This is a genomic window from Microbacterium hibisci, from assembly GCF_015278255.1.
GTDB classification, from domain to species: Bacteria; Actinomycetota; Actinomycetes; order Actinomycetales; family Microbacteriaceae; genus Microbacterium; species Microbacterium hibisci.
On the sequence record NZ_JADIJC010000004.1, the window covers coordinates 204,655 to 226,686 of the forward strand.

Here is a 22,032-nt window from a genome sequence, read left to right on the forward strand (position 1 = left end):
CGTCGCCATCGTCGGGAGTACGGATCGCAGCCGAGAGCGGCGACTCCGCCTCGCGCGGGCATTAGCCAAGACCGCGTGCAACTCTTCGTCGGCCGGTTCATTCGGAATACTCGAGCACCCCGAGAGGTTCAGCCCGCGCACGAGCCTTCACCGACGAACAACATCCGATGCCGCAGCGTGTTTCACGTGTAACGCTGTGCGTAGACCCGGCAACGACTTGACCGCCGCCGTCAGAGTGGGGGAGAGCAACAATCCAGCCGTGAGTGCGCCGCCGCGCTGTCACAACCTGCGCGCAGCAATGCCAGGCCTTCCCGGTCATACGCCGTCGAAGCAGGGTGGTCCTCGGCAGGCCTGGCGGCTTCGCCGTCAGCGGTGTCGGCACGGACCGGCGCCGATCCGGCGATGGCGACCGCACGGTTCCTCATGGTCACAGAACATTCGCGCACCTCAGTCAGCTCCGCCCGCCGTCGACCGATGACAAGCCGGCCGAAGCCTCCCGACCTGGCGCATGCAGCATGACGCAGCACACCATGCGGATCTCAAGGGACGCGCAGCAACGCCCCGCGACGAACCATGGCGCCACGACGCCGGTGCTTTCCTGAGCCGATCACTGCGTACAGAGGCGCGCCACCCTCTCGCGGCCCGTTCTCGGAGTCGCCGATTTGCCACACCCGCGGGTTCGGCGTCCGCGAAGTCGTGCGAGCGCGCGCAGGCGAGATCCGCCACTGCGCACGTCGCTGCCGACCCGATGGCTCCTTCCGACCGCAGAAGCGCCGCCCCGCGACACACCATCCGCATCCCGCCGGCACCGACATGTGTGCGAGAAGGCAACAGGGCGGAGCCGCGGGGGACCGATACTCGCCCCCATCCACGTCACCGGTCCTCCCGCCCCAGCATTCGTGAATACCCCGCAGCGTCGACCGACACCAAGGGTCGCGGCACAGTCGGAGCAGTCGCGTCCCCAACGGCCGCCGACGAAGCGTGGCCCACAGATCCGTGCGCCGCCAAGGCTACTCGCGGGGACCAAGACGAGGAACACCGCGACATTCCGCCGCCACCACAGCGGTGCCTCGCACCAGCGACATCGGCGGAAACTCGCCGTCCGCCACTTCGCGATCCGCCGATTCTCGACCTTTCCACGAGCAGCGTCGGCGGCACCGGGCGTCGTCCGCCATCACGCGTCGTCCGGCCAAGCGCCCTCATGCAAGTTGCGAGCCTTTCGTCTCGACGCTTCGGATCCCGGCCACGTTTCACGTGAAACACACGATGGCCACCATCGCCACGCGACAGAAGGTTCAGCCGCCCTCCCGTCGCGTCGGTGGCCGACCACTCCTGATGGGCATCTCGTCGGGCGCTGCTCGCTCGTAAGCGCGAGAACACCGACCAACCGCACAATTCTCAGGCCACGGGGACGAAGCCACGCCAGCGCACGACGAATCCTCGATGAAATCTCGACGGATCGGCACATGAACCGACTCTCGGACGCGCGGCGAGCGCTCCTACCACCCGCGCATCAACGCTGCGAGAACGCGGCGAGCATCAAGCGCCGGCCCGTGCTGCGGTTCCAGGGGAGCGAGCGGCTCCGGTGCCAGGGGAGCGAGCCGCTCCGACATCAGGGGAGGCAGCATCGCCGTTCAGCGCAACTGACGCACCGGCCTCAGGGGAGCGAGCATCGTCGCTCAGCGACAACTAGCGCTCCAACAGCAGGAAGCGCACACATCCCACTGAGCGGCACTCACCGCCGGCGCGCAGCCCTCGCCAACAGAAGCGCGGCGGGTGTTTCACGTGAAACACACCTGCCCTGATGCTTCGCCGCTCCAGGCGCTGATCATCCCTGCGGCGCAGCGCGCGGCGTTCCCGGCCGCATCGCGCAGCCGGAATCGGTGCGATTCGGCGCCGAGAGCTCAGCGGACGGTGGCGCGGATGACGCGCGAGGGCTCGGGGAGGAGACCCTCGCCGACGATCTCGACGCGCGCGTTCGTCACCTTGAACTTGCGGAGCTGCTTCTCGGCAGCCTCGATCTCGTTGGTCGCCGACGTGCCCTTGAGCAGGATGAGCTCGCCGCCGTCGCGGACCAGGGGAGCGGTGATCGGCACCAGGGTTCGCAGCGCGCTCACCGCGCGAGCGGTCACGGCGTCCAAAGCAGGTCCGCGCTTCCAATCCTCGGCGCGCGCGCGCAGCACCTCGACGTTGTCGAGTCCGAGCGACTCGACCTGCTCCGACAGCCATGCGACCCGGCGCTCCATCGGCTCGATCAGAACCCACTCGACGTCCGGCCGTGCGATCGCCAGCACCAGACCAGGGAGGCCCGCGCCAGATCCGACGTCACCGACGCGCCCCGAGAACAGGGGCGCGATGACGGCGCTGTTCAGGATGTGCCGCGACCACAGTCGCGGCGGCTCGAGCGGGCCGATCAGTCCGCGCTCCTCGCCGTGCTGTCCGAGGGCCTCGGTGAAGCGGCGAGCGACGTCGATGCGGTCACCGAAGATCGCGGCCGCAGCGGCCGGTTCCGGCTCGATCTCGATCGTCGTCACGTCATTCTCCTCGAGACAAAGACGGATGTTCCACGTGAAACGTCGCGCGTCAGCCGCGACGGATCACGGTGTGGCGGTCAGCCCCCTCGCCGTACGACTCCGACACGAAGCCGCGATCGGCGACGATGTCGTGCACGACCTTGCGTTCGTAGCTCGACATCGCCGGCAGCGATGCCTGCGAGGCGCCGTCCTCGAGGCGGGCGATCGCCCGGTCCACGAGCGCGGTGAGCTCGTGCTGGCGCGCGTCGCGCGAGCCGCCGATGTCGAGGATGAGGCGTGAGAACCGCCCCGTGCGGTTCTGCACGGCGATGCGCGTCAGCTCCTGCAGCGCCTGCACCGTGTCGGGCGCGGCGATCAGGGCGACGGACCCGCCGGCCGGTGCCTCGACCGAGACGTACGCGCGGCCCGCACGCACGTCGAGGTCGAGGTCGCCGTCGATGTCGGCGATGTCGAGCAGGCCTTCGATGAAGTCCGCCGCGACGTCACCCTCCTCCTCGAGCTGGGCGACAGTGGCGGGGAGCCGCTCGTCGCGCGTGTCGACGGGGGCGTGGTCGGAAGACGTGGTCATGTCGTGATCCTCGGGGGCGTCAGATCGGGAAGTGGTCAGGAGGCGGAGCCGGAGCCACCGGAGCCGGCATCGCCGCTCGATCCGCCCGAGCCGCCCTGCTTCTGTCCGGGCTGCTTCTGCGCCTGCTTCTTGGCGCGCTGCTTGCTCACCGGCTGCTGGCGCTTGGGAGCGGCGGCACGGGCGCGCTCGGCCTCTTCGTACAGGCGCTGCTGCTCAGCCTGGTACTTCTCCATCGGCACGACCTTGCCCGAGGAGTCGATTGCCTTGCCCTTGCGCGCCAGTCGCTCCTCGCGCGCCTTCGCGGCGTCGGAGCCGGGCGTGGGCATCTCGCGGATGACCAGGAACTGCTGACCCATCGTCCACAGGTTCGACACGAACCAGTAGATGACGACGCCGAGCGGGAAGAACACACCGGAGAAGATGAAGCCCAGCGGAAGGATGTAGAGCATGATCTTCTGCATCTGGTACGCCTGGCCGGTCTTGGCCTCGGGCGACAGGTTCTTCGAGATGATCTGCAGCTGGGTGAAGAACTGCGACGCGATCATGAGCACGACCAGCACGACGAGGATGATGATCGCCGGGGTGTTGCCGGAGTTCACGGCGTCGATGAGCGTCTCGTGCAGCGACGCGACGCCGAACAGCTTCGCGTTGTAGAACTCGGCCGTCAGCTCCGCGTTGAGCAGGCCGACACCGCCGGTGCCGGCGTTGTAGTGCTTGGTGACGTCGTTCAGCACGCTGAAGAGCGCGAAGAAGACGGGCATCTGCACCAGGAGCGGCAGACAGCTCGAGACCGGCGTCGTACCGTGCTTCTTGTACAGCGCCATCGTCTCGCGGCTCATCGCCTCGCGAGAGAGCTGATCGCGTTTGCCCTTGTACTTCTCCTGAACTTTTCGCAGTTCAGGAGCGATTTCCATCATCTTGCGCTGGCTCTTGATCTGCCGAACGAACAGCGGGATCATCGCCGAGCGCACCACGATCACCAGACCGACGATCGCCAGCACCCACGTGATGCCGTCCGCCGGCGGCAGGCCGATCGCCGTGAAGAGCCAGTGCCAGAAGACGAGCACGGCCTCGACGGCCCACTTCAGCGGCCACAGGATGATGCCGAAGAGGTCGAATCCTCCGTTCGTCGCCGGAGCGGAGGGCGACGGCGTCGAGGCCAGGGCTGACAAGAGATCCATGCGGTGGATCAGTCCTTTCCGGTGGGGGCGGGCACGACGAACCCGTGGCGGGTCAGGGCGTGCCGGAAGTTCTTGCGCGGCGGGACGTCGTCGACGCCGCCGACCGCCCAGGGGTGGCAGCGTGCGATGCGAGCGGCGGTGAGCGCGGAGCCCACGATGGCTCCGTGCTGCTGGACCGCGCCGACGGCATACGCCGAGCACGACGGGTAGTACTTGCAGACGTCGCCGTACGTGTGCGAGATGGTGGCGCGGTATCCGTGCAGCAGTGCGAGGACGGCATTGCGGGGGAGCAGCGGAACACTGCGCAGGGAATCGGATGCCGAGAACTCGGCTTCTCCGAACGCGTAGGCGGGCAGGACGCTCATGCGGCAGCCCTTCGGGCGAGACACTTCTCGACGTCGGTGCGCAGATCGGCGAAGGACGCGGATGCCGCGCTCGGCAGCGCCCGGATCACGACGTCACTGCCCGGCGCGACCGCTTCGAGGGACTCGAAGCACAGCGCTTTCAGGCGTCGGCGGACGGTGTTGCGCACGACGGCGCCGCCCACCTGCTTGCTCACGATGAAGCCGAACCGCGCCGGACCATCGGTCACGGCGCGGTTGACGTAGGTCACGGTGTGCGCTCCGGCACACCGACGACCCCGACGGACGACGGCCTTGTATTCCGTCCCGCGGGTGAGTCGGTTCGACCTCGCGAGCACCGCAGGACTGAATCGAGTCAGGCCGAGAGCTCGGTGCGGCCCTTGGCGCGGCGGGCCGAGAGGATGCTGCGGCCGGCGCGCGTGCGCATGCGGGCGCGAAAGCCGTGCTTCTTGGCGCGGCGACGGTTGTTGGGCTGGAAGGTGCGCTTGCTCATGAGGATTACTTCCGATCAGGTGTCACCGGGACGCTCGAGACCGGGGACGTGTGTACAGGGGCGACCGCCACGAGGGCATAAGTCAACCGATTAAGGCTACGTCGAGACGCCCGAGAACTCAAACCGAGCACAGAACGTGTCATTATGCCGCGCCGGGCCATTCGACCCTGGCACCGACACGCAGGCCGGTTCTACAGTGGAGTTTGCTCACGCGATGCCTCCTGACTTAGCGTGGCTCCGGCAGTTATCCACAGGCCTGGACCGTTCGTTCCGCGGCCTCCGGTGGAATCATTCGACAACCCGGGGGGGCCATGACACCGCACGACGTTCCAGATGTACCGGTCTGGACGGCCGTCCTGGACGAACTCGTGCGAGACGATCGCATCACCCCGCAGCTGCACGGCTTCATCAACCTCGCGGTGCCGCAGGGTGTGATGGGCGGAACGCTGTACCTCGACGTGCCGAACGATCTCACGGCCGCGCAGTTCACCAAGCGCATGCGGGCTCCGATCCTCGAGGCGCTCACCCGTGTCGCCGAAGACGTCCAGGACCCCGCGTCGAACTTCCGGGTCGTGGTCAATCCCGAGCTCGCCGACGCCCACCTCACGGCCCCCATCGCGATCCCCTCGCCGGCGGCCTCCGCGCCCGTCATGCAGAGCGCAGCCCCCGTCGGGCGTCCGCCGCTGGAAGAGCCGGTGGACACGGCATCCGTCTCGCGCAGCGACACCCGGCTGAACCCCAAGTACACGTTCGACAACTTCGTCATCGGACAGTCCAACCGCTTCGCGCATGCCGCGGCGGTCGCCGTCGCCGAGGCGCCGGCGAAGGCGTACAACCCGCTGTTCATCTACGGCGACTCCGGGCTCGGCAAGACGCACCTCCTCCACGCGATCGGCGACTACGCGCTCAGCCTCTACGCCGGCATCCGCGTCCGGTACGTGTCGAGCGAGGAGTTCACCAACGACTTCATCAACTCGATCGCCAACAACCGCGGCTCGGCATTCCAGGCGCGGTATCGGGATGTCGACATCCTGCTCATCGACGACATCCAGTTCCTGCAGGGTCGCGCGGAGACGCAGGAGGCGTTCTTCCACACCTTCAACCAGCTGCACGACCACGACAAGCAGGTCGTGATCACCAGCGACGTGCCGCCGAAGCACCTCACCGGCTTCGAGGACCGCATGCGCAGCCGGTTCGAGTGGGGCCTCATCACCGATGTGCAGGCGCCCGACCTCGAGACCCGCATCGCGATCCTGCGCAAGAAGGCGCAGTCCGAGCGGCTCCACATCCCCGACGAGGTGCTGGAGTACATCGCCACCGTCGTCTCGAGCAACATCCGCGAGCTCGAGGGCGCCCTCATCCGGGTCTCGGCGTTCGCGAGCCTCAACCGGTCCACGCTCGACATGTCGCTCGCCCAGACGGTGCTGCGCGACATCGTCGACCAGGACGACGCCAACGTCATCTCGCCGACCGACATCATCACGGCCACGGCGGCCTACTTCAAGCTCACCGTCGACGACCTGTACGGCTCGAGCCGTTCGCAGTCCGTCGCGCAGGCGAGGCAGATCGCGATGTACCTGTGTCGCGAGCGCACGAGCCTGTCGCTGCCCAAGATCGGGCAGCTGTTCGGCAACCGCGACCACACCACCGTCATGTACGCGTACAAGAAGATCAGCGAGCTCATGAAGGAGCGCCGGTCGATCTACAACCAGGTCACCGAGATCACCGCGCAGCTGGGTCGCAACGGCCGCTGACGCCCGCATACCACCTCAGATGGGTCCTCGCGTTACGGCGCGCGGACCCATCGGTGCATATGCCAGAAGAAGTTCTTGACACCCGCCTCGAGCAGGGCCATCATTTCGGTTCTTCACAGTGTGGAAAACCTGTGGATAACTCTCACAAGCTGCGGAAACGGCTGTGAACGACGGTCGGATGCCTGTGGATGGATGACGGATGCCGGGGGTCGCGGCATCCGTCTCTCCGAACTCCCTCCGCAGCCGCTCCACAACTCACACTCTTGTGGTTTCCATGTCCCGACTGGCAACGCGACGGTTGTCCACAGTTTCCACAGCCGTTAACACCATGACAAGAAATCTCTCTGATGAAACCCGTCCGATCACCTTTGCGGTGGAGAGGGGCTCGGGCTCACATCGGACTGGCAATCTCGGAGGCTGGCACTAGCATGAGAACCCCGAGCCCGCAGACTGCGGGACCGCTGCAGAGGGAGCGTTCGTGAAGTTCCACGTCAACCGCGATGTGTTCAGCGAAGCCGTGTCGTTCGTCGTCAAGCTCCTCCCGCAGCGCAACCCCCAGCCGATCCTGGCCGGCGTGCTGATCGAGGCCACCGAAGAGGGTCTCTCGCTCGCCGCCTTCGACTACGAGGCATCCGCCCGCACCACGATCGAGGCGACGGTCGACGATCCCGGCACAATCCTCGTCCACGGCCGGCTGCTCTCCGACATCGCCAGCCGCCTGCCGAACGCCCCGATCCAGATCGAGGTCGACGACGACGGCGGCATCCTGCTGACGTGCGGCTCGGCGCGCTTCACCCTCGCGTCCATGCCGGTGCAGGAGTACCCGGCCATTCCCGAGGTCACCGGAGACTCCGGCCTCGTCCCGGCCGAGGACTTCGCGACCGCCATCGCGCAGGTCGCCTTCGCCGCGTCGCGCGACGACGTGACCCCCGTGCTCACCGGCGTGCAGCTCGAGGTCTCGGGCACCAACCTGAGCCTCGTCGCCACCGACCGGTACCGCGTCGCGCTCCGCGACATCCCGTGGGACGGCGGCACGGCCGCATCCGACGAGTCGACCACGGCACTCGTGCCCGCTCGCACCCTCACCGAGGTCGGCAAGACGTTCGCCCACGGCGGCGACATCTCGATCGCGTTCTCGGGTTCGGGCGACCGCGAGATCATCGCCTTCACGGCCGGCAACAAGACGGTGACGTCGCTGCTCATCAAGGGCAACTTCCCGCCCGTCCGGCGACTGTTCCCCGAGCAGACCGAACACCACGCGGTCGTGAACACCGCCGAGCTCGCCGAGGCCGTGCGCCGTGTGTCGCTCGTGCTCGACCGCTCCGCCCCGCTGCGGTTCACGTTCACGACAGACAGCGTGTCGATGGATGCCTCGGGCACCGAGCAGGCGCGCGCCACCGAGTCCGTCGATGCGACGCTGCTCGGCGGCGACGAGGTCACGCTCGGCCTCAACCCGCAGTACCTGCTCGAGTCGCTCGGCGCGGTCAAGAGCGAGTTCGTGCGCATCACGTTCACCTCGAGCGAGAACGCCAACAAGCTCAGCCCGGTGCTCATCACCCCGCAGACGTCGGTCGACCGCGCGGGTTCGGACTCCTTCCGCTACCTGCTGCAGCCCAACCTCCTCCTGCGCTGATCCCCGACACGTTTCGTCTCGCTCGTTCCTCGCTCGCTCAACGACCGGGCACGACGTCGGCCCCGATCATTAGGCTTGTCCAGTGATCGTGGAGCACCTGAGTCTGGTCGACTTCCGCAACTATGCGGCCGCCGACGTCGACCTGGGCCCGGGTCCGAATGTCTTCGTCGGGCGCAACGGTCAGGGCAAGACGAACCTCGCCGAGGCCATCGGCTTCTTCGCCACCCTCGGGTCGCACCGGGTGTCGAACGATGCGCCGATGGTGCGGGACGGCGCGGATGCCGCGATCATCCGCGCCCGGCTGGCACACGGTGAGCGTCGCGTGCAGCTCGAGGCGCAGGTCAATCGCCAGGGCTCGAACAAAGCGCGGGTCAACGGCTCGCCGGTGAAGCCGGCCGAGCTTCCGCGCTACGCCCAGGTCGTGCTGTTCGCTCCCGAAGACCTGCAGATCGTGCGCGGCGACCCGTCGGCGCGCCGGCGGTTCGCCGATCAGCTCCTGGTGCAGCGGGCTCCCCGCATGGCCGGCGTCATCGCCGACTACGACCGGGTGCTCAAGCAGCGCACCGCGCTGCTGAAGTCCGCGAAGGCCCGCGGGGTCCGGGGCGACGCCCTCTCGACCCTCGACGTGTGGGACGACAAGCTCGTCGCTCTCGGCACGCAGCTCATCGCCGCGCGTCTGGCCCTCGCCGCGGATCTCGCGACGCCGCTCGCCGCGGCGTACACGGCGATCGCCGGCGCCGATCACCGGCCCGAGATCGAATGGGCCCTCTCCGTGGCCGGTGCCGAGACCGGCGAAGACGGCGACTCGATGTCAGGCGCCGCGGCTCCGGTCGCTGCGGCGCCGGAATCCGGTTCGCCGCAGACCGAGCGGATCGCCGACCTCTTCCGGCAGGCACTGGCGGCGAAGCGCATGTCCGAGCTCGAGCGCGGCCTCACGCTCGTCGGTCCGCACCGCGACGACCTGCTCCTGCGGATCCGCGGCCTTCCGGTGAAGGGGTACGCCTCGCACGGCGAGTCGTGGTCGGTCGCGCTGTCGCTGCGACTCGCGTCGGCCGAGCTCCTGCGCGCCGACTCGCGCCTCGGCGACCCGGTGCTGATCCTCGACGACGTCTTCGCAGAGCTCGATGCCGACCGCCGCGCGCGCTTGGCCGGACTCGCCGGCGACTACGAGCAGGTGGTCGTGACCGCCGCGGTCGAGGGCGATGTGCCCGAGGTGCTGCGCGCCCGCATGGTGCGGGTCGAGGCCGGACGCATCGTTCCGCCGGACGACGCGTCGCCGGTATCGGAGCCGGGGGCGACGGATGTCTGACCCCTCAACGGGCTCGGGGACCGAGAAGCCGCAGGACGCGGCATCCGTCTCCCGATCCGAACCGCCCGCCGACCGCACGGCGGTGCCGGAGACGATCGCGACCTATCTGCGGCTCCGCGGGCTCGAGCCGTCGGCCCGGTCGTGGCGCAAGAAGCGGCGCCGGCGCACCGAGGACGACGAGAACATCCCGTTCGCACCGGGACGCGACCCGCGCGGCGTCGGCGATGTGCTCGCCGATCTGACGCGGGAGTCGGGATGGGACGCCCAGCTGGCGCGCGAGGACGTGGTCCGCGCGTGGGATCAGGTGGCCGGCGACGACACGGCCAAGCACACCCGGCCCGTCGCCTTCTCGGAGGGCACGCTGACCATCCAGGCGGACTCGACGGCGTGGGCGAAGCAGCTGCAGCTGATGCGTGCGCACATCCTCTCGGAGATCGTCCGGAGGTACCCCGAGGCGGGGGTGAACGCGGTGCGCTTCATCGGCCCCGACGTCCCCTCCTGGAAATGGGGTCCCAGAACGATTCCAGGGCGGGGCCCGCGCGATACCTACGGATAAGTCACGTCAGGAGCCGTCCCGATCGATTTCCGGGCGTCACAGGGCCGTAGAGCGCTGTGATCGGGCTGTTACCCGATAGACTGTCAGGGCCCGTGTCGAAGGATCTGGAGCCCTCGCGAAGATGACGTCTGACAACCCCGATAACGTTTCCGAGGAACCCGAAACGCTCCCGCAGAGCCCGAATGGGGTTCCCAGCGAGTACGGGGCAGACGCCATCCAGGTGCTCGAGGGCCTCGAGGCCGTCCGCAAGCGCCCCGGCATGTACATCGGCTCGACCGGTGAGCGCGGCCTCCACCACCTCGTGTACGAGATCGTCGACAACTCCGTCGACGAGGCCCTCGCCGGCTTCTGCGACACCATCAACGTCACGATCCTGCCCGACGGCGGCATCCGCTGCGTCGACAACGGCCGCGGCATCCCGGTCGACATCCACCGCACCGAGGGCAAGTCGACGGTCGAGGTCGTGCTGACCGTCCTGCACGCGGGCGGCAAGTTCGGCGGCGGCGGCTACGCGGTCTCGGGCGGCCTGCACGGCGTCGGCTCGTCGGTCGTGAACGCGCTGTCGACGCGTCTCGACGTCGAGGTCAAGCGCCAGGGCAATGTGTGGCGCCAGTCGTACCGCGACGGCGGGCAGCCGCAGGCGCCCCTCGCGAAGGGCGAGCCGACCGAAGAGACCGGCACCACGATCGAGTTCTGGCCCGACGACACGATCTTCGAGTCGGTCCACTTCGACTACGACACGCTGCGCACGCGCTTCCAGCAGACGGCGTTCCTCAACAAGGGCCTGCGCATCACGCTGGCCGACGAGCGCCCCGAGTCGACGTACGTGACGGATGCCGAGGGCGGCGGCTCCGAGGAGCGTCAGCCGTTCGACGACTTCTACTACGAGCGCGGCCTCGTCGACTATGTCGAGTACCTCAACAAGGTGCGCCACGCCGATGTCGTGAACGACGAGATCATCGAGATCGAGTCGGAGGACACCGTCCGCCACATCTCGCTCGAGCTGGCGATGCAGTGGACCACGAGCTACACCGAGAACGTGTTCACCTTCGCGAACACCATCAACACGCACGAGGGCGGCACGCACGAAGAAGGCTTCCGCGCCGCGCTCACCACGCGCATCAACACCTACGCGCGCGACAAGAACCTCCTCAAGGAGAAGGACGACAACCTCACCGGCGACGACATCCGCGAGGGCCTGACCGCCGTCATCTCGGTGAAGCTGTCCGAGCCGCAGTTCGAGGGTCAGACGAAGACCAAGCTCGGCAACACCGAGGCGAAGGCGTTCGTGCAGAAGGTCGTCGGCGACCAGCTCGCCGACTGGCTCGACCGCAACCCGGTGCAGGCCAAGCGAGTCATCACGAAGGCGATCGACGCGGCGACCGCGCGCATGGCCGCCCGCAAGGCGCGCGAGACCGCGCGCCGCAAGAGCGTCTTCGAGTCGGCGGCGATGCCCGACAAGCTGAAGGACTGCACCAGCAAAGACCCGTCGATCAGCGAGATCTTCCTCGTCGAGGGCGACTCCGCCGGCGGCTCGGCGGTGCAAGGACGCGACCCGCACACCCAGGCGATCCTGGCCCTCCGCGGCAAGATCCTCAACGTCGAGCGCGCGCGCCTCGACAAGGCGCTCGGCAACCGCGAGGTGCAGGCGATGATCCAGGCCTTCGGCACGGGCATCGGCGAGGACTTCGACATCGACAAGGCCCGCTATCACAAGATCGTGCTGATGGCGGATGCCGACGTCGACGGCCAGCACATCACCACGCTGCTGCTCACCATGCTGTTCCGCTACATGCGCGGACTCATCGAGGCCGGCTTCGTCTACCTCGCGATGCCGCCGCTGTACCGCCTCAAGTGGACAAACGCGGCTCACGAGTACGTCTACTCCGACAAGGAGCGCGACGCGCTGCTCGCGGACGGCCTCGCAAGCGGCAAGCGGATCCCCAAGGAGGGCATCCAGCGCTACAAGGGCCTCGGCGAGATGAACGCCAAGGAACTGTGGGAGACGACGATGGACCACACCACCCGCACGCTCCGCCAGGTCACCATCGACGACGCGGCCGCCGCCGACGAGATCTTCTCGGTGCTCATGGGCGAGGACGTCGAGTCCCGCCGCACGTTCATCCAGCGCAACGCCAAGGACGTCCGCTTCCTCGACATATAAGAACAGGCGAGCGCAGCGAGCTGCCGTCGTTCGTTGAGCGAGCGCAGCGAGTCGAAACGCCGCAAGCCGATCTCGAAACGCAACAAGAATCGAAGAAGACATGGCTGAAGACGAACGCCCCGAACCCGAACACGATCACGGCCGGATCGACCAGGTCGACCTGCAGCTGGAGATGCAGCGCAGCTACCTCGACTACGCGATGGCCGTCATCATCGGCCGGGCGCTGCCCGACGTGCGCGACGGGCTGAAGCCCGTGCACCGCCGCGTGATCTACGGCATGTACGACGGCGGCTTCCGCCCCGACAAGTCGTTCTCGAAGTGCGCGCGCGTCGTCGGCGAGGTCATGGGCCAGTACCACCCGCACGGCGACACGGCGATCTACGACGCCCTCGTCCGCCTCGTGCAGCCGTGGTCGCTGCGCTACCCGCTCGCCCAGGGCCAGGGCAACTTCGGCTCGCCCGGCAACATGGGCGCCGCCGCCCCGCGGTACACCGAGACCAAGATGGCTCAGCTCGCACTCGAGATGGTGCGCGACATCGAAGAGGAGACCGTCGACTTCCAGCCGAACTACGACGGTCAGACGCAGGAGCCCTCGGTCCTCCCGGCGCGCTTCCCCAACCTCCTCGTCAACGGGTCGGTCGGCATCGCGGTCGGCATGGCCACCAACATCCCGCCGCACAACCTCCGCGAGGTGGCCGACGGCGCGCTGTGGGCGCTCGAGCACCCCGAGGCGTCGCGCGAGGAGCTGCTCGAGGCGCTCCTCGAGCGCATCCCCGGCCCCGACTTCCCGACCGGCGCCCAGATCCTCGGCACCAAGGGCATCCGCGAGGCGTACCGCACCGGTCGCGGCTCGATCACGATGCGCGCAGTGGTGGCGATCGAAGAGATCCAGGGCCGCACGTGCCTCGTGATCACCGAGCTGCCGTATCAGGTGAACCCCGACAACCTCGCCGTCAAGATCGGCGACCTCGCGCGCGACGGCAAGATCACAGGCATCGCCGACATCCGCGACGAGACCTCGGACCGCACCGGTCAGCGCCTCGTGGTGGTGCTGAAGCGGGATGCCGTCGCCAAGGTCGTGCTGAACAACCTGTACAAGCACACGCAGCTGCAGGAGAACTTCGGCGCGAACATGCTCGCGATCGTCGACAGCGTGCCGCGCACGCTGTCGCTCGACGGGTTCATCACGCTGTGGCTCGAGCACCAGATCGACGTGATCGTGCGCCGCACCGCGTACCGCCTGCGCAAGGCCGAAGAGCGCATGCACATTCTGCGCGGCTACCTCAAGGCGCTCGACGCGCTCGACGAGGTCATCGCGCTCATCCGCCGGTCGCCCTCGGCGCAGGAGGCCAACGAGGGTCTGCAGCAGCTGCTCGACGTCGACGAGATCCAGGCCGACGCGATCCTGCAGCTGCAGCTGCGCCGCCTCGCCGCCCTCGAGCGCCAGAAGATCATCGACGAGGCCGCCGAGCTCGAGCTGCAGATCGCCGACTTCCAGGACATCCTCGCCACGCCGCAGCGCCAGCGCGACATCGTGCGCGAGGAGCTCACCGCCATCGTCGACAAGTTCGGCGACGATCGCCGCACGCACATCCTGCACGGCTTCGACGGCGACATGTCGATGGAAGACCTCATCCCCGAAGAGGAGATGGTCATCTCCGTCACGCGCGACGGCTACATCAAGCGCACGCGCAGCGACAACTATCGCCAGCAGCACCGGGGCGGCAAGGGCGTCAAGGGGGCGCAGCTGCGCGCCGACGACGTCGTCGAGCACTTCTTCGTCACGACGACGCACCACTGGCTGCTGTTCTTCACGAACAAGGGCCGTGTGTACCGCGCGAAGGCCTACGAGGTGCCCGAGGCCGGGCGCGACGCCAAGGGTCAGCACGTCGCGAACCTCCTCGCCCTGCAGCCCGACGAGGAGATCGCGCAGATCCTCGACATCCGCGACTACTCGGTCGCGACCTACCTGGTGCTCGCCACCCGCAGCGGCCTGGTGAAGAAGACGCGCCTCACCGAGTACGACACCAACCGGCAGGGCGGCATCATCGCCATCAAGCTGCGCGGCCAGGTGCCCGAAGACGGCGACGAGGTCGAGGCGGGACCCGACGACGAGGTCGTCAGCGCGCTGCTGGTCGACGAGGGCGACGACATCCTCCTCATCAGCCGGCACGGCATGTCGCTGCGCTTCTCGGCGACGGATTCGGCGCTGCGCCCGATGGGCCGGTCGACCTCCGGCGTGAAGGGCATGGACTTCCGTGCGGGTGACAAGCTGCTCTCGGCATCGGTCGCGACCGACGACGGGTATGTCTTCGTGGTCACCGAGGGCGGATATGCCAAGCGCACCGCCGTGGACCAGTACCGGGTGCAGAACCGCGGCGGACTGGGCATCAAGGTGGCCAAACTGAGCGAGGATCGGGGCGATCTCGCGGGCGGTCTGATCGTCTCGGAGGACGACGAGGTCTTGGTGGTTCTTGCCAGCGGCAAGGTGGTACGCTCTGCCGTGGCCGAGGTCCCCGCCAAGGGTCGAGACACGATGGGTGTCGTGTTCGCCCGCTCCGGCGACGACGATCGCATCCTCGCTATCGCCCGCAACGGCGAACGCGGCCTGGCTGAAGAAATTGAGGACGCATCCGCCGACGGCGCCGCAGCGGCTCCATCCCCCGAGACCGCTGCAGAGAACGACGCCACCGGACCGGACGCCTCTCCCGATACCCCCGAAGAGAGCACTGACGCATGAGCACAGTAGCCGACAAGCTCGCCAAGAAGTCCAGTCACAAGACCAGCGCCAAGCAGGTGCGCCTGCGCCTGGTGTACATCGACTTCTGGTCCGCCGTGAAGCTGTCGTTCCTCGCGGCGATCGCCATCGCCGTGGTGACCGTGGTCTCGTTCGTCATGGTCTTCCTCGTCGTCTCGACCACCGGCCTCATCGGCAAGGCCGACGAGTTCTTCGCCAGCTTCTCCGACGGCAGCATCCTGCTGTCTGACTTCGTGAGCTTCCCACAGGTGCTGGCGTTCTCGGCGGTCGTCGCGATCCTGAACCTCGTCGTCGTGACGGTGCTCGGAGCCGTCGTCGCGGGCATCTACAACCTCGCGGTCAAGGTGACCGGCGGCCTTCTGGTCGGCTTCACCTCGAACTGACGCACATGCCGGAGCGCCGGCATCCGTGGATCTCGATTCCGGATGCCGGCGCTTCGTGCTTCTCGCTACACCACGGTGGTGCCGAGCAGCGTTCCGATGAGCCAGGTCGCGACGAGCGCCAGCGCCCCGCCCAGCACGAGACGAGTCGCCGCGCGCAGGCGCGGAGCGCCGCCGAGGTGGGCCGAGACCGTGCCGGTGACCGCGAGGGCGATGAGCACCGCGACGAAGGTGACGGGCACCCGCCACTCGGGCGGTGGCAGCAGGATCGCCAGCAGCGGCAGCAGCGCGCCGAGCGTGAAGGCGATCGCCGACGAGACGGCCGCGTGCCACGGGTTGACGAGGTCGTCCTGGTCGATGTGCAGCTCGACCTCGAGGTGGGCCGACAGCGCGTCGTGTGCGGTGAGCTCGAGCGCGACCTGTCGTGCGGTCTCCTCGGTCAGCCCGCGCGCGCGATACAGCTGCGCCAGCTCGGCGAGCTCCTCCTCCGGCATCTCATGCAGTTCGCGGCGCTCCTTGGCGATGAGGGCGCGCTCGGTGTCGCGCTGGCTGCTCACCGAGACGTATTCGCCGAGCGCCATCGAGATGGCACCGCCGACGAGGCCCGCGATGCCGGCCGTGAACAGCGCGCCGGTATCGGTGGTCGCGCCGGCGACGCCGACCACCAGCGCGGCGACCGAGACGATGCCGTCGTTCGCGCCCAGCACGCCCGCGCGGAGCCAGTTCAAACGCTGCCCGAGGCCGGCGCCGTGGGGCTCGTGGGGATGGGAGTCAGCCGTCACGTGCCCAGTCAACCAGCCGATTCGTGAAATCCGGATTCGTCGGGTAAAGTCTTGGAGGTTGCGGCGCGCAGGCGAAGCAGCAGACGGGGCTATAGCTCAGGCGGTTAGAGCGCTTCACTGATAATGAAGAGGTCCCAGGTTCAAGTCCTGGTAGCCCCACAGGCGATTGAGGCGAGCGCAGCGATGCTTGCAGTCACTGCCGAGCCGATTGAGTCCTGTTGAGCGGACGAAGTCCGCGATCACATCAAAGCCCCGGGGCCTTAGCTCAGTTGGTAGAGCGCCTGCTTTGCAAGCAGGATGTCAGGAGTTCGAATCTCCTAGGCTCCACACTCCGAAGCCGGTTCCCTTGCGGGACCGGCTTCTTCGTTCTCCTGTGCGGCCCGCGCGGTTAGGGTGAAGCATGGATCTGCGCGTCGCGGCTTACGCCGTCATCGTCGACGAGGACGACCGTATCCTGCTCGCTCACTGGAACGAGGGCCGGCGCGCCGCATGGACCATGCCGGGCGGTGGTCTCGAGCCCGGTGAGGATCCGGAGCGTGCCGCCCGCCGCGAGGTGCGGGAGGAGACGGGGTACCGCGTCGCGATCGAAGGGCTGCTCGGCATCCATTCGCGCGTGATCCCTCCCGGTCGGCGACTGAAGGAGGGGGCGGAGGCGCCGCTTCACACCTTGCGCATCGTCTACCGGGCGCGCGTCACCGGCGGACGCCTCCGGCACGAGAAGGACGGCTCGACCGACCGCGCCGACTGGTTCCCGCTGGCCGATGTGCGCGGACTCCAGCGCGTCAAGCTCGTCGACATCGCGCTCGAGATGGCCGGCGTCGTGCTGCCGACGAAGCGCTGAGCGCTCGCGAGGGGCGGGGTCACTCCATGGGCTGCGAGATGTCGGCGACCGTCGCGCCGTAGGCGGCGATGAGGTCGTCGGCGTCGACGAACATGCCGTAGCCGTGGGCGCCCGCACCCATCGCGATGCGCTGACCGACGATCGCGCCGTCGGCGTAGATCGGCCAGTCGTGCGTGCTGCCCAGCGGCACGATGGTGCCCCGCTCGTAGCCGGTGGCGGCGAGGGCGCGCGCCGGGTCGGGCAGCTGCAGCTTGTTGACGCCGACGACGGCGCGCAGCTTCGGCCATGAGATCGCGCGATCACCCGGGATCAGCGCGAACAGATAGGTGTCGTCGCTGCGCTTGACGACCAGGGTCTTCACGATGCCCGAGGGCGCGATGCCGAGGATGGCGGCCGCCTCGGGAAGGCTGTTCGCGGCCGGGCGCTCGCGGATCTCGATCGCCAGGCCGCGCGCGGCCGCCGCCGCGCGAACGCGGTCGACGCCCTGCGCAGTGTCGCCGGAGACCGGCTCCCGGGTGTCGCCGGGAGCGGGCTCAGGCATCCGGTGCGCGCAGCGGGTCGTCCGCGACCCAGAGCTCGTCGTCGGCGCGCAGCGTCTGCCACGCGGCGTACAGCACTCCCACCGCGGCGGCGACGCCGAGGATGATGGCGATCCAGCCGCCGGCGCCGAGACCCTTCTTCACCGGCTCGGGAGCCGCCTTCTTGAACGACGCCTTGAGGTCGATGCCGCGGCCGTCGGCCAGGCGAGACCGCGTGTCGTTCGCGGCGTCCCACACCGAGAGCGCGGAGCCGACGACGGCTCCCGCGGCGGGGATGACCGTTCCGTTGACGACCTTCTTGCCCTTGTCGACATACGGCGCGGCGTATCGCTCGTAGCCGGCCTGCACCTGGGGCCGGACCTGCTCACGGCCGTAGTTCCCGAGCTGGCGGCTGGCCTCGCGCGCGACCGAAGCGGCCTCGCCGACCAGCACCTGCTGGGCCTCCCACAGGTTTCCGGCCTGCTTCTGCAGCTTCTGGAGTTCCTTCTTGCGCTTGCGGCTGAGGCTCACGGTTGCCCTCCCTGTCGTGGGGATGTCGGTCTCCCCATCTTGCCAGACCACTGCTGAGACGGGAGGGGTTGCAGGGAACTCTGAGACAATGTAGGAATGCCGCTTCACACCGCAGTCGCAACGATCCACACCAACTACGGCGACATCCTCGTCAACCTGTTCGGCGACCACGCGCCCCGCACCGTGCAGAACTTCATCGGCCTCTCCGACGGCTCGCAGGCCTGGACGCACCCCGCGACCGGCAAGCCCGGCGACGGACCCCTGTACAAGGACGTCATCTTCCACCGCATCATCTCGGGCTTCATGATCCAGGGCGGCGACCCGCTCGGTCAGGGCGTCGGCGGCCCGGGCTACAACTTCAACGACGAGATCAACGGCGAGCTCACCTTCACCGAGCCGTACAAGCTCGCGATGGCGAACGCCGGCCTGCGCCGCAACGCGATCACCGGCAAGCCCGAGGGCACCAACGGCTCGCAGTTCTTCATCACCGTCCCCGGCCAGGGCGGCCGCGGTCCGGAGTGGCTGCAGGGCAAGCACACGATCTTCGGCGAGGTCGCCGACGACGCCTCGAAGGCCGTCGTCGACACCATCGCCGAGGTTCCGACCGCTGCGGGCGACCGTCCGGTCGAGCCTGTCGTCATCGAGTCCATCGACATCGCCACGGTCTGACCGCCGCGCGTGACCACCGACGACTTCCAGCGCAACCGCGAGAACTTCTGCTACCGGCATCCTGATCGGCAGAGCTTCGTGCTCTGCCAGCGATGCCTGCGCACGATCTGCCCGGAATGCCAGACGCCCGCCGCGGTGGGCGTCGTCTGCCCGGAGTGCCTGCGCGATCAGCAGAAGTCCCAGTCGCCGGCGCAGCGGAAGGCCGAGCGTCGGTGGTCGCGCCCGCGGGCGATGTCGGCGTCGTCCGGGCAGCCCATCGTCACGTACACGATCATCGGGATCACCGCGTTCGTGTACCTCCTCACCCTCATCCCGGGGATCGGCGAGTCGATCCAGGAGGCGCTGCTGTACTGGGCGCCGCTGATGTACCCGCAGTTCGGGGGCCCCTTCGAACCGTGGCGACTCGTGACCGTGTCGCTGGTCCACTCCGGCATCTGGCATGTGGGGCTCAACATGCTCGCGCTGTGGATGATCGGCCGCAGCCTCGAGCCGCTCCTCGGCCGCTGGCGGTTCCTCACGCTGTATCTCCTGAGCGCCCTGGGCGGCTCCGTCGCCGTGACGCTGCTGTCGTTCGCGACGCCGGTGGTCGGGGCATCCGGCGCCATCTTCGGCCTCTTCGGCGCGCTCCTCGTGATCGGGCGGCATATCGGCGCGAACATCGCCGGCATCGCGATCGTGCTGGGAATCAACCTGGTCATCGGCTTCATCCCCGGCTTCAACGTCTCGTGGCAGGCGCACGTCGGAGGGCTGGTCGCCGGTCTGCTGGTGGCGTTCATCTTCACGCGCACGCGCGCGGTCCGGCAGCGCGGGCTCCAGATCGGGCTGCTGGTCGCCGTGGGTGCGGGGATGATCGCGCTGCTCTTCGTGCCCGCCCTGTTCCCCGCGCTCATCCTCGGCTGAGCCGCACCGCGTCGGAGTTATCCACAGGTTCTTCCACAGGTGGGGAGAATCACACGGGTGTAATTCACACCTGTTAACAGGGTTGTTAACAACTGACGGATGCCGCGTCCGCCGCGTGCGCGCACCGAAAAGCCCCGGTCGTCATAGACCGGGGCTTTCGCTGTTGATGGGATTCGCTACCGCCAGCGCGTCGTCATCAGGAAGCCGATGAAGGCGATCCCGAATCCGATGACCAGATTCCACGGGCCGATGCCCGGGATCGGGTACTGCATGCCGCTCAGGTAGAAGACGAGGATCCAGACCAGACCGATGAGCATCAGTCCGATCATGATCGGCTTGAACCACACCGGATTGGGTGCGGCCTCGCCTTCTGCGCGCTCGACGAGCGAGTCGTCGTCTTTGCCGGGTCGTGCCATGCACAAGAGTCTAACTGTCAGCGCACCTCAACCCACGCTGTGCGACAATCCCCCTGTGGATGAAGCGGTGTCCGAGCTGGGGCGCGCCGCGCGCAGGGGGCGGTCCCCGCGACGGCGCACGTCCGTCGTCGGCGTCATCGGCGAACTGCTCATCACCGCCGGCGTCATCGTGCTGCTCTACGTGGTGTGGCAGCTGTGGGTCGGCGACCTCATCTACGGCGCCGAGCGCAACGCCGAGGGCACCGAGCTTTCGCAGGAGTTCGAGGAGCAGTGGGCCGCCGAGAATCCTGTCGCCGCCCCCGAGCCCGACGCCACCGACCCCGCCGCCCCCGTCACCGCCCCGCCGCCGGTCCTTCCCGAGCCCGCCGACGGCGAGAGGTTCGGCGTCATGTACATCCCCCGGTTCGGCGCGGATTACGCGATGCCGATGGCCGGCGGTGTGAGCCGCCCGCGCACGCTGGACCCGATCGGCATCGGCCACTATCCGGGCACGCGGATGCCGGGCGAGCCGGGCAACTTCGCCCTCGCCGCGCATCGCACCACGTGGGGCAAGCCGTTCAACCGCATCGCCGACCTGCGCATCGGCGACGCCATCGTCGTCGAGACGCGGGAGGGGTGGTTCACGTATCGCTTCCGCACCCTCGAGTACGTCACGCCGAACGAGGTCGAGGTGCTTCTCCCCGTCCCGCAGGCGATGGACGTCCCCGCCGGCACGGCCTACATCACGCTCACCAGCTGCAGTCCCATGTACGCGATGACCGAGCGGATCGTCGCCTACGGCGTGTTCGAGTCGTTCACGCCCCGCGACGCCGGTGCTCCGTCGTCCCTCCAGGCGGTGGCCTGATGTACGCGGCGCTGTGGCACGTCCTTCCCGGACCGTGGTGGGTGCGGGTGCTGATCCTGCTCGCGCTCCTCGCGGCGGTGCTGTACGGCCTCGTCTTCTACGTGTTCCCGTGGGTGAGCCAGTTCGTCAACCCTCAGGAGGTCACGGTGACGCTCCCGGCCGCCCCGCCCGCATCGTCGGTGTCATGACGTCGGCCCTGCCGTCGGAGCCGATCCTCGTCGTCGACAACCACGACAGCTTCGTCCACACGCTGATCGGCTACCTGCACGAGCTCGGGGCGCGGACCGACCTGGTCGAGGCCGACGCGATCTCCGACCCCGCGCGCGACATCGCCGGGCGACCCGGGGTGCTCGTCTCGCCCGGTCCCGGCACGCCGGCCGACGCGGGTGCGTCGATCGACGTGGTCCGCGCGGCAGCGGCCGCCGGCATCCCGCTCCTCGGCGTCTGTCTGGGTCACCAGGCGATCGCCGAGGCGTTCGGCGGCCGGGTCGACCATGCGCCAGAGCTCATGCACGGCATGACGTCGCTCGTGCACCACGACGGCTCGTCGCTGTACGACGGGCTGCCCGATCCCTTCGTCGCGACGCGCTACCACTCGCTGGCGATCGTCCCCGACACGCTGCCGGCAGACCTCGCCGTCACCAGTCGCACGGCGAGCCGGGTGATCATGGGCGTCGCGCATCGCACCGCACCGATCGTCGGGGTGCAGTTCCACCCCGAGAGCGTGCTCACCGAGGGCGGGTATCGCCTGCTCGGCAACTGGCTGACGTCGATCGGATTCGCGGATGCCGCGACCCGCGGTGCGACGATGAGCCCGCGGCGCGACGGCGCCTGACCCT

At 68.3% G+C, this 22,032-nt stretch carries 23 protein-coding genes and 2 tRNA genes; 15 read left to right on the forward strand and 10 right to left on the reverse strand.

The window, feature by feature from the left end; all coding sequences use genetic code 11:
• Positions 1 to 1,904: 1,904 nt before the first annotated feature.
• The 6 genes from rsmG to rpmH are packed head-to-tail and all read right to left on the reverse strand — an operon-like array spanning position 1,905 to position 5,138.
• Positions 1,905 to 2,534 (reverse strand): 16S rRNA (guanine(527)-N(7))-methyltransferase RsmG, encoded by a 630-nt coding sequence (gene rsmG / locus IM770_RS09120; RefSeq protein WP_203580821.1) that lies wholly within the window; start codon positions 2,532 to 2,534, stop codon positions 1,905 to 1,907.
• Between the two features lie 49 nt (positions 2,535 to 2,583).
• Positions 2,584 to 3,102: a Jag family protein gene (locus tag IM770_RS09125; RefSeq protein WP_203580822.1), complete on the reverse strand. Its 519-nt coding sequence runs from the start codon at positions 3,100 to 3,102 to the stop codon at positions 2,584 to 2,586.
• A 35-nt stretch (positions 3,103 to 3,137) separates the two neighbouring features.
• Complete coding sequence (gene yidC / locus IM770_RS09130; protein WP_203580823.1) at positions 3,138 to 4,283, reverse strand: membrane protein insertase YidC; 1,146 nt, start codon at positions 4,281 to 4,283, stop codon at positions 3,138 to 3,140.
• A gap of 8 nt (positions 4,284 to 4,291) precedes the next feature.
• A complete protein-coding gene (gene yidD, locus IM770_RS09135; RefSeq protein WP_203580824.1) occupies positions 4,292 to 4,648 on the reverse strand; it encodes a membrane protein insertion efficiency factor YidD in 357 nt (118 codons plus the stop codon).
• Positions 4,645 to 4,983, reverse strand: coding sequence for a ribonuclease P protein component (gene rnpA, locus IM770_RS09140; protein WP_203580825.1), 339 nt, complete (start codon positions 4,981 to 4,983; stop codon positions 4,645 to 4,647). The genes yidD and rnpA overlap by 4 nt, the downstream gene beginning before the upstream one ends.
• A 17-nt stretch (positions 4,984 to 5,000) precedes the next feature.
• On the reverse strand, positions 5,001 to 5,138 hold the full coding sequence (gene rpmH / locus IM770_RS09145; protein WP_005054680.1) for a 50S ribosomal protein L34: 138 nt from the start codon (positions 5,136 to 5,138) through the stop codon (positions 5,001 to 5,003).
• 311 nt (positions 5,139 to 5,449) lie between these two features.
• On the opposite strand from rpmH, the gene dnaA reads away from it, so the two are divergent.
• The 7 genes from dnaA (at position 5,450) to IM770_RS09180 (ending at position 15,695) form a co-directional block, all read left to right on the forward strand.
• The gene (dnaA, locus tag IM770_RS09150) at positions 5,450 to 6,892 is read left to right on the forward strand and encodes a chromosomal replication initiator protein DnaA (protein ID WP_203580826.1); all 1,443 of its coding nucleotides are present in this window, start codon (positions 5,450 to 5,452) and stop codon (positions 6,890 to 6,892) included.
• Positions 6,893 to 7,370: 478 nt separating this feature from the next.
• Complete coding sequence (gene dnaN, locus IM770_RS09155; protein ID WP_203580827.1) at positions 7,371 to 8,525, forward strand: DNA polymerase III subunit beta; 1,155 nt, start codon at positions 7,371 to 7,373, stop codon at positions 8,523 to 8,525.
• An 82-nt stretch (positions 8,526 to 8,607) separates the two neighbouring features.
• Positions 8,608 to 9,834 (forward strand): DNA replication/repair protein RecF, encoded by a 1,227-nt coding sequence (gene recF / locus IM770_RS09160; RefSeq protein ID WP_203580828.1) that lies wholly within the window; start codon positions 8,608 to 8,610, stop codon positions 9,832 to 9,834.
• Positions 9,827 to 10,390, forward strand: coding sequence for a DciA family protein (locus IM770_RS09165; RefSeq protein WP_203580829.1), 564 nt, complete (start codon positions 9,827 to 9,829; stop codon positions 10,388 to 10,390). The genes recF and IM770_RS09165 overlap by 8 nt, the downstream gene beginning before the upstream one ends.
• Positions 10,391 to 10,511: 121 nt before the next feature.
• On the forward strand, positions 10,512 to 12,554 hold the full coding sequence (gene gyrB / locus IM770_RS09170) for a DNA topoisomerase (ATP-hydrolyzing) subunit B (RefSeq protein WP_203580830.1): 2,043 nt from the start codon (positions 10,512 to 10,514) through the stop codon (positions 12,552 to 12,554).
• Between the two features lie 100 nt (positions 12,555 to 12,654).
• The gene (gene gyrA / locus IM770_RS09175) at positions 12,655 to 15,294 is read left to right on the forward strand and encodes a DNA gyrase subunit A (protein ID WP_203580831.1); all 2,640 of its coding nucleotides are present in this window, start codon (positions 12,655 to 12,657) and stop codon (positions 15,292 to 15,294) included.
• The gene (locus IM770_RS09180; protein ID WP_203580832.1) at positions 15,291 to 15,695 is read left to right on the forward strand and encodes a DUF3566 domain-containing protein; all 405 of its coding nucleotides are present in this window, start codon (positions 15,291 to 15,293) and stop codon (positions 15,693 to 15,695) included. Before gyrA ends, IM770_RS09180 begins: the two co-directional genes overlap by 4 nt.
• A 65-nt stretch (positions 15,696 to 15,760) precedes the next feature.
• On the opposite strand, the gene IM770_RS09185 is transcribed toward IM770_RS09180, so the two are convergent.
• Positions 15,761 to 16,474, reverse strand: coding sequence for a VIT1/CCC1 transporter family protein (locus tag IM770_RS09185; RefSeq protein WP_203580833.1), 714 nt, complete (start codon positions 16,472 to 16,474; stop codon positions 15,761 to 15,763).
• 85 nt (positions 16,475 to 16,559) lie between these two features.
• Here IM770_RS09185 and IM770_RS09190 point away from each other — a divergent pair.
• From IM770_RS09190 to IM770_RS09200, 3 genes are all read left to right on the forward strand, one after another.
• Positions 16,560 to 16,633: transfer RNA gene (locus tag IM770_RS09190), tRNA-Ile, on the forward strand.
• 95 nt (positions 16,634 to 16,728) lie between these two features.
• Positions 16,729 to 16,801: transfer RNA gene (locus IM770_RS09195), tRNA-Ala, on the forward strand.
• A gap of 73 nt (positions 16,802 to 16,874) precedes the next feature.
• A complete protein-coding gene (locus IM770_RS09200) occupies positions 16,875 to 17,315 on the forward strand; it encodes an NUDIX hydrolase (protein WP_203580834.1) in 441 nt (146 codons plus the stop codon).
• 19 nt (positions 17,316 to 17,334) lie between these two features.
• On the opposite strand, the gene IM770_RS09205 is transcribed toward IM770_RS09200, so the two are convergent.
• Positions 17,335 to 17,856 (reverse strand): aminoacyl-tRNA deacylase, encoded by a 522-nt coding sequence (locus IM770_RS09205; protein WP_203580835.1) that lies wholly within the window; start codon positions 17,854 to 17,856, stop codon positions 17,335 to 17,337.
• The gene (locus tag IM770_RS09210; protein ID WP_203580836.1) at positions 17,849 to 18,364 is read right to left on the reverse strand and encodes a DNA helicase; all 516 of its coding nucleotides are present in this window, start codon (positions 18,362 to 18,364) and stop codon (positions 17,849 to 17,851) included. Before IM770_RS09210 ends, IM770_RS09205 begins: the two co-directional genes overlap by 8 nt.
• Before the next feature lie 96 nt (positions 18,365 to 18,460).
• Here IM770_RS09210 and IM770_RS09215 point away from each other — a divergent pair, with 96 nt between their 5' ends.
• On the forward strand, positions 18,461 to 19,033 hold the full coding sequence (locus IM770_RS09215) for a peptidylprolyl isomerase (RefSeq protein ID WP_203580837.1): 573 nt from the start codon (positions 18,461 to 18,463) through the stop codon (positions 19,031 to 19,033).
• A 9-nt stretch (positions 19,034 to 19,042) separates the two neighbouring features.
• Positions 19,043 to 19,933 (forward strand): rhomboid family intramembrane serine protease, encoded by an 891-nt coding sequence (locus IM770_RS09220; RefSeq protein ID WP_203580838.1) that lies wholly within the window; start codon positions 19,043 to 19,045, stop codon positions 19,931 to 19,933.
• Between the two features lie 176 nt (positions 19,934 to 20,109).
• Here IM770_RS09220 and IM770_RS09225 read toward each other — a convergent pair whose 3' ends face one another.
• Positions 20,110 to 20,349 carry a cell division protein CrgA gene (locus IM770_RS09225; RefSeq protein WP_203580839.1) on the reverse strand — a complete coding sequence of 80 codons (240 nt, stop codon included), beginning with the start codon at positions 20,347 to 20,349 and terminating at the stop codon, positions 20,110 to 20,112.
• A gap of 55 nt (positions 20,350 to 20,404) precedes the next feature.
• Between IM770_RS09225 and IM770_RS09230 the strand changes: the two genes are divergently transcribed.
• The 3 genes from IM770_RS09230 to IM770_RS09240 are packed head-to-tail and all read left to right on the forward strand — an operon-like array spanning position 20,405 to position 22,028.
• A complete protein-coding gene (locus IM770_RS09230) occupies positions 20,405 to 21,193 on the forward strand; it encodes a class E sortase (protein ID WP_307785417.1) in 789 nt (262 codons plus the stop codon).
• Positions 21,193 to 21,381, forward strand: coding sequence for a hypothetical protein (locus IM770_RS09235; RefSeq protein WP_203580841.1), 189 nt, complete (start codon positions 21,193 to 21,195; stop codon positions 21,379 to 21,381). The genes IM770_RS09230 and IM770_RS09235 overlap by 1 nt, the downstream gene beginning before the upstream one ends.
• Positions 21,378 to 22,028 (forward strand): anthranilate synthase component II, encoded by a 651-nt coding sequence (locus IM770_RS09240; protein WP_203580842.1) that lies wholly within the window; start codon positions 21,378 to 21,380, stop codon positions 22,026 to 22,028. The genes IM770_RS09235 and IM770_RS09240 overlap by 4 nt, the downstream gene beginning before the upstream one ends.
• Positions 22,029 to 22,032 lie beyond the last annotated feature (4 nt).